This window comes from Streptomyces sp. NPDC050549 (assembly GCF_040655035.1).
Lineage (GTDB): Bacteria > Actinomycetota > Actinomycetes > Streptomycetales > Streptomycetaceae > Streptomyces.
The window spans coordinates 141,340-151,548 of the sequence record NZ_JBFAJD010000023.1 but is presented as its reverse complement, the minus strand read 5'-3'; the positions used below and the strand labels follow the sequence as shown (position 1 = coordinate 151,548).

The following is a 10,209-nucleotide window of genomic DNA, read 5'->3' as shown; positions in this document are numbered from 1 at the left end:
GACGCGACAGCCGGGCCACCACCATCCCCACAACGCGGACTCGAACACGAATCGGCCGCCAATGAAAGCTGACGGCCAATCACGAAAGATCGAGGTTAGTCGATATTTGGTGATGTGCTGTGGTGAACCGTCGATTCACGGACGGGAATCTGTTCCGGGCGCGGTTTCGCCGTATTTCGTGTCGGCCTGGATTGCCTCTCGGAAAGGAATTGCGGAGGTGTCGGCCGGTTAATTCTCCCGGTGTGCTGTCGGCCGATCGGCGCGTCGGCCGGGCGGGAGTTTCCTGGCCGAATCTGTTGGGTCTTGATCGGTTGCTGTCACGTGGGGAAGTCGTCCCACCCCGGTCAGGATAGGGGCGGTCTTGCTCGCGCATACACAAAAGGGGTAAAGCGTGCGGCCGTGCGGGATGTCTCGACGGCGTGTGCGGAAAGGGGTGCTGTCCGTGACGTCCCCGCGGTTGGGGATCTGGGCTGGCCGTCCGGCGCCGGGGGCCGCTTCCTGCCTGATGGGGAGTGACCCAAAGGCGGTCCGTGGTGTTTACTGGGCAGCGGTCTGATCCTGACGGGTCCGGACCTTTCCGGGAGGTCCTGGGGGTGGTGCCCCGGGGCCTCTCGTCTTTGCCGCCCGTTTGTGTGGACGTCGTATGTCGCTCGGCGGAGAAGCTCCCCGCCGCGTCTCCGGGGCAATGCGAACAACGGAGATAAGCGGTTTGGTAATTGCGCAATGGGTGGCTACTTTTCCATTCGGATTGCGCACGGTCCCCTGTCGTAAAACCCCGTGGCGAGGGGGTTTCGACCATGATCGCTATCCGTCGCGGCGCCTTGGGAATCACGACTGGCTTATCTCTCGCGACGAGCGGTACGGTCTGTCCCGCTGCTGTTTCCGTCCGCCCGGACTCACCAACCGGGCGGTTGCCGTACCTCCCGGAGAGGGAGGCCGGACCCGTCACTCCGGAACCTCGCCCACCAGCGGGGTTCCAGAACCTCAACAGAACAGAGAAACAGGGAAAGGGATTCAGACCCCATGCGTACCGTGATACCTCGCCACCACCGCGTACCGCATGACGCGTACGCGGGAGCGGGGGAGTGAGCGTGCCCTCGACCGTCGACACCGCCCGCCCCGCCGACCTCCTCCTGGACCACGAGAATCAGCCCGATGGGAGCTTCCTGCGGTATCTGGCGGCCAAGGACTGGGGCGCGCTGCTGCAGGCCGGCCTGCGCAGCCGCACCTTCGCGCGCGACGAGCACCTGCCGATCGAACCGGCCGACCAGGACGTGTACCTCATCTGGGACGGCGTCGTACGACAGGACCGCTTCCCGCTGGGCGAGGGCGACAGCGTCCCCACCGTCACGCGGTTCCGGGGCCGCGGCCAGCTGGTCGGCGAGGCCAAGCTCGTCGCCGACGACTCCGCCGTCCGTACCAAATGCCTGACCGGGACCGTCGTCATCCCCTGCCGTGCCCACGACTTCAACCTCCAGCTGCGCAAGCGGCCCGCGGTGCAGCGCGCTCTGTTGCGCAGCCTGGAGGACCGCAGTCGCAGCGACGAACTCGTGTACACCATGGCCACCAGGCCGCCCCTGGAGCGGGTCAGCAGGCTCCTCGCGCACCTCGCCGACACCGCCGGCCGGGCCGGCCCGCGCGCGGACCGCGTCACTATCACGGGCCCGAGTCAGAGGGACCTCGCCGCCGCGCTCCAACTCGCCGTCTCCACCACGGAGAACGCGATCAGGACCCTGCGCTACCACGGGATCGTCGAAGCCGGGTACCGCCGGTTCGTCGTCCACGACGTGGACGCGCTGCGTCACCTCGCCGCCGGGAACTGACGCTCACCCCTGAACGGACAACAGCATGATGACCAGCACCCTCCTGGTGCCCATCGCCTCCGCCCTCGGCGGGGTTCTCGTCGGCGTTCTGATGTACCAGCACCAGAGGCGGGTCTTCGCCTGGACGCGGAGGATCCGCCGCAAGGACGAGACGAACGCCGAGTACGACAAGCCCGCCGAGTGGCTCGCCGATCTCTACAAGGCCCAGTGCCGTCTCACCCGGAAGCCCTGCGGCGCCGACGACTTCGCCGAGATCTCGCAGACCGGCAACATGATCGAGGGAATAGCCGACACCACCGAGGCCCTCCGGCCCGGGCTGAGCAAGGTCGTCGAGTGCGTGAAGGACTACGTGGCCACCGCCCTGCCCGAGCCCGACCCGGCGGCCGTACACATCACTGTCCGGGACCACCGCGCACAACTCGTCCAGGCCATGCGGCAGGAGACCGCCCGGGGGGAACTGGTGCGCGCCGTCCTCGCCGCCGAGAAGAAGATCAAGGACCTGCGCCGCAGCTGATCCCGCCCTCTGACCCCCTGTCGGCGACACCTCTGCCCGTTCATGTCCACCTCATGCCCGAACCTGTTTACTTTCCGGAAATGTGAGCGTAGCCTCCGAGCGAAACCACAAGTTCGGGCACTGGTCGGAGGCGAACAGACATGTACGCACCGGAGCGGCAGCAGGAGATCCTCCGGCTGGCCCGTGACGGCGGCCGGGTGGACGTGGTCTCGCTGGCCGAGGAGTTCCAGGTCACCGCGGAGACGATCCGCCGCGACCTGAAGGCCCTCGACCGCGCGGGCCTGCTCCGCCGGGTGCACGGCGGGGCCATACCGGCCGGACGGCTCGACTTCGAGCCGGACCTCGCCGAACGCGAGTCGACGGCGGCCGACGAGAAGGACCGCATCGCCAAGGCGGCACTCGCCGAGCTGCCCATGCAGGGCACGGTGATCCTCGACGCCGGTACGACGGTGGCCCGCCTCGCGGGCATCGTCCCGCTGGAGGCCGAGCTCACCGTCGTCACCCACTCGCTGCCCATCGCGGCCCGCCTCGCGGACCACCCGGGCATGCAGCTCCACCTCGTCGGGGGGCGCGTGCGGCACCGTACGCGCGCCGCCGTGGACGCCTGGGCGCTGCGCGCGTACGGCGAGATCCGCGCCGACGTCGTGTTCGTGGCGGCCAACGGCTTCTCCGCCGAGCACGGGCTGACCACGCCCGACCTCGCCGAGGCCGCGGTCAAGCACGCGGCGATGGGTGCCGCCCGCCGCGTGGTGCTGCTCGCCGACTCCGCGAAGCACGGCCAGGAGCACTTCGCCCGATTCGGCGCCCTGAGCGACGTGGACCTCCTGATCACCGACAGCGGGCTGAGCCCAGAAGACGCCACCGCCATGGAGCGCGGCGGCATGGAAGTAGTGCGCGCATGATCCTCACGGTCACCCCGAACCCGTCCCTCGACCGCACCTACGAGGTCCCCTCCCTGGACCGCGGCGAGGTCATACGGGCCACCGGCGAGCGGATGGACCCGGGCGGCAAGGGCGTCAACGTCTCCCGCGCGGTCGCCGCCGCCGGGCAGCGCACGGTCGCGGTGCTGCCGCTGGGCGGTGCGCCGGGCGCGCTGGTCGCCAGCCTGCTCGACGCGCAGGGCATCGAGGTCGCGCCGGTCCCGGTCGCCGGGGCCACCCGCTCGAACATCGCGCTGGCCGAGGCGGACGGCGTCCTCACGAAGATCAACGCCCCCGGCCCCGAACTGACCGCCGCCGAACAGGAGTTGCTCCTGGAGATGGTCAGGCAGCAGTCCCGTGACGCCGACTGGATCGCCTGCTGCGGCAGCCTCCCGCGCGGCCTCGCGCCGTCCTGGTACGCCGAGTTGGTCGCCCGCGCGCACGCCGTCGGTGTCCGTATCGCTCTGGACACCTCCGGGCCCGCGCTCATCGAGGCCCTGCGCGAACGCCCGGACGTCGTCAAGCCCAACGCCGAGGAACTCGCGGAGGCCGTCTCCCGCCCCCTCGCCACCGTCGGTGACGCGGTCAAGGCGGCCGAGGAACTGCTGGAGCTGGGCGCGGGTGCTGTCCTCGCCAGCCTCGGCGCGGACGGGCAGCTACTGGTGGACGCCTCCGGTGCCTGGTACGGCAGCGCGCGCGTCGACGTCGTACGCAGCAATGTCGGCGCGGGGGACTCCTCGCTGGCCGGCTTCCTGATCGCCGGCGGCCACGGCCCCGAAGCACTGGCCTCGGCCGTCGCCCACGGCGCGGCGGCCGTCCGGCTCCCCGGCAGCGTGATGCCCACCCCGGCCGACCTCGACCCGGCCGCCGTGACGGTCACTGCCGACGTTCCGGTGGACCTCGTACTGACGGAGCCGGTCGCATGAACGTTTCCACGGCTTCCAGGGCGCCCCTCGAACCGGCCGCCGGGCGGCGGCACTCCCCGCTGTCAAGCGCTGCCGCCACCCCCACCGCGACACACCGCTGTACCCCCGTCCCCACCCCCGCCCACAACACCCCCCGGGCGATACGCGTGCGAAGGAGCCCGCGATGAGCGAGATGATCACCGCGGACCTGGTCGACCTCGACCTGTCCGCCGATACCAAAGAGGCGGCGGCACGTGCCCTCGCCGAGCGCATGGTCGCCCAGGGCCGGGTCACCGACCTGGACGGCTTCCTCGCCGACGTGGCCGCCCGCGAGGCGCAGATGCCGACCGGCCTCGACGGCGGCATCGGCATCCCGCACTGCCGCAGCGAGTACGTCACCGAGCCGTCGCTCGCCTTCGGGCGCAGCGCCGAGGGCGTCGACTTCGGCGCCCCGGACGGCCCCGCCGACCTGATCTTCCTGATCGCCGCGCCCGCAGGGGCCGACGACGCCCACCTCACCATCCTGTCGGCGCTCGCCCGGCAGCTGATGAACGCCGAGTTCACCTCCGCACTGCGGTCGGTGGGCGACGCGGAGAGCGCGGCGGCGCTGATCCGCGGCGACGAGCCCGAGGGCTCCACGGACTCCGCCGCGACGCCGGCGGCGGCCTCCGCCGGCGCCGCGGCGGGCAGCACCGACACGGCGGAGGAGGGCGACCGTCCGTTCCGGATCGTCGCCGTCACCTCCTGCCCCACCGGTATCGCGCACACCTACATGGCGGCCGAGGCACTGGAGAACGCCGGCCGCGACGCCGGTGTCGAACTCGTCGTGGAGCCGCAGGGCTCGGCCGGTTTCACCCGGCTCGACCCGGCGGTGATCGCGGCGGCGGACGCCGTGATCTTCGCCCACGACGTGCCCGTACGCGACAAGGCCCGCTTCGCCGGCAAGCCGACCGTCGACGTCGGTGTGAAGGCGGGCATCAACCGCCCCGCCGAACTCATCACCGAGGTCCGCGGCAAGGCCGAACGCGGTGAGGTGACCGCCGGTGCGGGCGCCGCGACCCCCGTCGAGCGCGGCGGTGAGCCGGGCGAGGGCTACGGCACGATGCTCCGCAAGTGGCTGATGTCCGGTGTCAGTTACATGGTCCCGTTCGTCGCGGCCGGCGGTCTGCTGATCGCCCTCGGCTTCGCGATCGGCGGCTACGAGATCAAGTCCGCGCCCTCGGTCATGCAGCACTTCGTGTGGACGCAGACCGACAGCTGGGCCGCGCTGATGTTCCAGATCGGCGCCGTCGCCTTCGGCTTCCTCGTCCCGGTGCTGGCCGGCTACATCGCCTACGGCATGGCCGACCGGCCGGGTCTGGTCCCCGGCTTCGTCGGCGGCATGATCGCCTCCACCATCAACGCCGGCTTCCTCGGCGGTCTGGCGGCCGGTCTGATCGCCGGTGGTGTGGTGCTCGCGATCCAGAAGGTGAAGATCCCGAAGGCGGTGCGCGGGATCATGCCGGTCGTGGTGATCCCACTGATCTCCTCGGCGATCGTCGGGTTCCTGATGTTCGTTGTGATCGGCAAACCGATCGCCTCCGCGCAGAAGGGCATGACCGACTGGCTCAACGGCCTCAGCGGCTCGAACGCCATCCTGCTGGGCGCCCTGCTCGGCCTGATGATGTGCTTCGACCTCGGCGGCCCGGTCAACAAGGTCGCGTACACCTTCGCCACTGCCGGTATCGCGGTCTCCAGCCCCAGTGACTCGGCGATGAAGATCATGGCCGCGGTCATGGCGGCCGGTATGGTCCCGCCGCTGGCGATGGCCCTGGCCACCACCGTGCGCGGCAAGCTCTTCACCGAGACCGAGCGCGAGAACGGCAAGGCCGCCTGGGTGCTGGGTGCCTCCTTCATCTCCGAGGGCGCCATCCCGTTCGCGGCGGCCGACCCGCTGCGGGTCATCCCGTCCTCGATGGTGGGCGGCGCGATCACCGGCGCCCTGTCGATGGCCTTCGGCGCGACCCTGCGCGCCCCGCACGGCGGCATCTTCGTGGTCCCGCTGATCGGCAGCCCGTTCCTCTACCTGATCGCCATCGCGGTCGGCATGTGCGTCACCACCGCCCTGGTCGTCGTACTCAAGGGCATGCGCAAGCCGGCAGCCGGCACCACGGCCCCCGGAGCGCCGGAGGACATATCCGCCCCGGCGACGGACGCCAAGCAACCGATCGCCGTCTAGCCGCTTTTGGGTCACCGTGAGGTGTTCACGGCAACTGCGAGATTCGTCACGGTACGGGACCACGGTCCCGGACCGTGGTGTCTACTGGAACGCATGCCTGAGCACGTCTCGATCCTCCAGCTGACCGGTGTGGCCGTTCTCGCCCTGGCGACCGTCGCCTGGGTGCTCGGCCTGACGCGCATCCTGCGCCGCGCCCTCGCCGAACCCACCGTCTGGCACGCGGCCCACCCGCTCCACGGCCTCCCGGGCCAGCGCGACACGGCCCCCCACCTGGAGTCCGTCGAACTGACCCCCGCGGAGCGCGACGCCTTCGCGGGTCTCGTACGACAGCTCAGCGACGGGCGCTGACCCGGGCCCGGGTCCTACGAGACCTGCGCGGCCCGCCGTTCCATCGCGTCCCGGGCCGCGTCCTCGCTGATGTACACCTCGCACATGTGACGGCCGTCGGGCGTAGCCGTGTGCTCGACCTCCCACAAGGAGATCTCCGCGCCGTCGGGCAGCAGGAACGCGTGCTCGTAGAGCGAGAAGCACACCGCCGCTCGACCCGCTCGGTACGGGCGGCCGAAGGCCTGGATGATCTGGTGCGCGAACGCCGTCGCCAGCAGCGCCGCCGTCTTCTCGTCCGGCTGGTCCGCGTTCTCCGCGCGGCGCAGTAAACGGCGCGCGTGGTCCGCCGAGTTGTCCGCCAGATACGCGTGCCGGGGCTCCGGGATCGGCGACAGGTGCACCAGCACCGGGAGCTCGAAGTCCGTCGTGTCCGGCGGCATCGGCAGCCGCGCCGTCGCCGTGCGCAACTCCTCCTCGTCCACGTACACCTCGTGCTGCGCCTCACGGCCCAGCACCGTGTTGTGGACCAGCTCCCACAGGGTCAGCGCCGAACCGTCGGTCAGCAGCCACGTGTGCCGGTACGTCTCCCGATGCAGGCCCGCGCTGTGGTGCGCCGAGTGCAGTGAACTGTCGTACGCCAGCGCGCAGTCCAGGACCAGCCGTATCGTCTCGTCCGGCAACTCGAAGGAGTTCAGGGCACGGCCGAGCAGTCGCGCGAGGTGCTCCTCCGGAGACTCGTGCGACTCGGGTGGTTCGTACGCTGCCGTGTCGTACGGAACGCTCAAGGCTTCTCCCGGCGTTGCTGCATGTCACCTTGTGGGTGCATACCGTAGCCCCTCGGTCGGACATCATGCCCGCGAACCGAGAAAACGTATGCCGGGAAAACGCGCGGGCCGCGCGAGATGTTCCCGCGCGGCCCGAAGATCAGTCAAAACCTGCCGGTCAGGCGGCACTTCCGGCGGTCCACTCGCTCCACGCCAGGTTCCAGCCGTTGAGCCCGTTGTCCGGGGCGACCGTCTTGTCGGGGGAGTTCTTCACGATCACGACGTCCCCGATCAGCGAGTTGTCGTAGAACCACTTGGCGTTCGTCGCGCCCTGCGCGCCCTGCACGTCGGCGAGACCCACACAGCCGTGACTGGTGCCGGTCTGGCCGAAGGGCGGATTGGACTTGTTGTACCAGTAGTTGCCGTGGATGAACGTCCCCGACGAGGTCAGCCGCATCGCGTGCGGCACGTCCGGGATGTCGTACTCGCCGCCCAACCCGACGGTCCGGCTGTTCATCCGCGTCTGCGTGAACTTCTCGGAGATCACCATCTGCCCGTTGTACGTGGTGTGTTCCGGGCTGCCCGAGGAGATCGGCAGCGACTTGAGGGTCTGGCCGTCCCGCACCACCGTCATGGTCTGCGTGTTCACATCGACCGTGGAGACCTGCGAACGGCCGACGGTGAAGGTCACGGTCTTCTTCTGCACGCCGTAGACGCCGTTCGCGCCCTCCACGCCGTCCAGGTCGATCTTCATCGTGACCTTGGAACCGGCCTTCCAGTACTCCTGCGGCCGGAAGTCGAGCCGCTGCGCCCCGAACCAGTGCCCCACGACCTGCTGCCCGCTGCTGGACGTGACCGTGATGTGCGACTGCACGGCCTTCTTGTCCCCGATCACCTTGTCGAAGGTGAACGACACCGGCATCCCCACACCGACCGTCGTCCCGTTGTCCGGCGTGTACGTCCCTATGAAGCTGTTGGACGAACTGACCGTGGTGAAGATGGAGTTGGCCGCGGAGGTCTTGCCGTTCGCGTCCTTCGCGGTCGCCGAGATCTGGTACTTCGTACCGCGCTCCAACTGCTCCTTGGGCTTCCAGCTCGCGCCGTTCGCGGAGACCACGCCCTCCACGGCCTGCCCCGACCCGGCCACCGTCATCTTCACGTCGGTCAGCCTGCCGTTGCTGACCTGCACGCCGGTCCCGTTGATGGACGCGTTCGTCGAACCGTCCTTCGCCGAGATGACGATCTTCGCGGTGGACGTCTTGGCGGACGTCCCGCCGCCGCCCTTGCTGTTGGTGTCGGAATCCGCGCTGGCGTTGCCGCCGCACGCGCTGAGGGTGAGGGTGCCGACCACCAGGGCGGCGATGGCCCCCAGTACGCGCCGCGCTGCTATGTCCGGCGTTGTCACGGGCTGCTCCAGGTTCGTGTGATGTGCGTGATCCGCTGCGATGCGTGGACAAAGAGGGTCCCCGCCCCCACACGGGTTCCCGTCGTTCCCCACGAACGCCATCCGGTGACAGAACCGCGACAAACATCGCGATGGATCAGCAAAAACCGGGACGGATACACGGAAACATCTGATGCCCACCGCCACAGGGCGACTATTGCCTCCCGTACAGCTCCTCGTACGACGGCCACGCCCCGCCCGGCCCGTCCACCGGCTCGGCGGCGCGCACCGCGCGCACGATCGCCCGGGTCACCACGTCCGCGCCGGCCGCGAGGATCTCGTTCAGGGCGAGGGGGTTCTCGGTGTTCAACGGCCGGGCCCCGGTGGCCAGCGCGAACACCGTGTCCCCGTCGTGCAGCAGATGCACCGGCCGTACTGCACGCGCGATGCCGTCGTGCGCCGTGCCGGCCAGCTTCTGCGCCTGGGCTTTGGTGAGTTCGGCGTCGGTGGCGACCACCGCGAGCGTGGTGTTCAGCGGAGGAGGCATGTGCTTCGCGGCGGTCTCGGCGAGGCGTCGTCGCGCGGCCTCGTGGACGTGCGCTTGCGGATACGTCACGCGCCCCTGGAACAACTCCCCGTACAGGACGCCCGTTTCGGGATCCACGACCGACCCCGCCGCGTTGGCCACCACCAGCGCCGCCACCGTGATCCCCGACTCCAGCACGATGCTCGCGGTCCCGACACCGCCCTTCATCGGCCCGACCGCGGCGCCCGTACCGGCGCCCACGCACCCCTCGCGCACCCGCACCCCCGGCCCGCTGATCGCGGCGGCCTCCACCGCGGCCCGCCCGGTGGCCGCGCCCGGCCTGGCCCTGAAGTCGCCGCCCCGCCCCAGGTCGAAGACACAGGCCGCGGGCACCACCGGCACCACATGCGTCGGATCTACGCCGACCCGCACCCCGCGCCCCTGCTCCTCCAGCCAGGCCATCACCCCGGACGCGGCGTCGAGCCCGTACGCGCTGCCGCCGGTCAGCACGATCGCGTCGACCCGCTGCACCACGTTGCGCGGGTCGAGCGCGTCGGTCTCCTTGGTGCCGGGTCCGCCGCCCCGCACGTCCACGGCCGCGACCGCCCCGCCCTCCGGCGCGAGCACCACGGTCGTACCGGTGAGCCAACCGTCCCCCGACCGAGTCGCATGGCCCACCCGCACCCCGGCCACGTCCGTCAATGCGTCAACTGTCATGGAGCTCAGTCTCACGCAGCGCGCGGCGGATTCGGGGACCGGCGGCGCGGTGGGGGCGGTTGGTGAGGTGCCGGTCGGCTGGGTGCCGGGGGTTGTTCCGCTGCTGCTCGG

9 protein-coding genes are annotated in these 10,209 nt (G+C 70.3%); 6 read left to right on the top strand and 3 right to left on the bottom strand.

From position 1 onward, the window contains the following. The first annotated feature begins 1,091 nt into the window (after window positions 1-1,091). The 6 genes from AB0I51_RS29875 (at window position 1,092) to AB0I51_RS29850 (ending at window position 6,728) form a co-directional block, all read left to right on the top strand. On the top strand, window positions 1,092-1,823 hold the full coding sequence (locus AB0I51_RS29875) for a Crp/Fnr family transcriptional regulator (protein WP_362980372.1): 732 nt from the start codon (window positions 1,092-1,094) through the stop codon (window positions 1,821-1,823). A gap of 25 nt (window positions 1,824-1,848) precedes the next feature. Beyond that, window positions 1,849-2,337, top strand: a complete 489-nt coding sequence (locus AB0I51_RS29870) for a hypothetical protein (protein ID WP_362980370.1) — start codon at window positions 1,849-1,851, stop codon at window positions 2,335-2,337. Window positions 2,338-2,477: 140 nt separating this feature from the next. Next, entirely contained in the window at window positions 2,478-3,239 is a 762-nt protein-coding gene (locus AB0I51_RS29865) for a DeoR/GlpR family DNA-binding transcription regulator (RefSeq protein ID WP_093628483.1), read from the top strand. Further along, a complete protein-coding gene (gene pfkB / locus AB0I51_RS29860) occupies window positions 3,236-4,183 on the top strand; it encodes a 1-phosphofructokinase (protein WP_362980368.1) in 948 nt (315 codons plus the stop codon). Before AB0I51_RS29865 ends, pfkB begins: the two co-directional genes overlap by 4 nt. Before the next feature lie 163 nt (window positions 4,184-4,346). Continuing rightward, the gene (locus tag AB0I51_RS29855) at window positions 4,347-6,380 is read left to right on the top strand and encodes a fructose-specific PTS transporter subunit EIIC (protein WP_362980366.1); all 2,034 of its coding nucleotides are present in this window, start codon (window positions 4,347-4,349) and stop codon (window positions 6,378-6,380) included. 93 nt (window positions 6,381-6,473) lie between these two features. After that, the gene (locus tag AB0I51_RS29850) at window positions 6,474-6,728 is read left to right on the top strand and encodes a hypothetical protein (protein ID WP_362980364.1); all 255 of its coding nucleotides are present in this window, start codon (window positions 6,474-6,476) and stop codon (window positions 6,726-6,728) included. 14 nt (window positions 6,729-6,742) lie between these two features. On the opposite strand, the gene AB0I51_RS29845 is transcribed toward AB0I51_RS29850, so the two are convergent. The 3 genes from AB0I51_RS29845 to AB0I51_RS29835 all read right to left on the bottom strand — a co-directional run bounded on the left by AB0I51_RS29845 (window position 6,743) and on the right by AB0I51_RS29835 (window position 10,098). Beyond that, a complete protein-coding gene (locus AB0I51_RS29845) occupies window positions 6,743-7,492 on the bottom strand; it encodes a DUF6227 family protein (RefSeq protein WP_362980362.1) in 750 nt (249 codons plus the stop codon). A gap of 157 nt (window positions 7,493-7,649) precedes the next feature. Beyond that, entirely contained in the window at window positions 7,650-8,876 is a 1,227-nt protein-coding gene (locus AB0I51_RS29840) for an Ig-like domain-containing protein (protein ID WP_362980360.1), read from the bottom strand. Window positions 8,877-9,069: 193 nt separating this feature from the next. Next, window positions 9,070-10,098 carry a P1 family peptidase gene (locus AB0I51_RS29835; protein WP_362980358.1) on the bottom strand — a complete coding sequence of 343 codons (1,029 nt, stop codon included), beginning with the start codon at window positions 10,096-10,098 and terminating at the stop codon, window positions 9,070-9,072. Window positions 10,099-10,209: the final 111 nt, after the last annotated feature.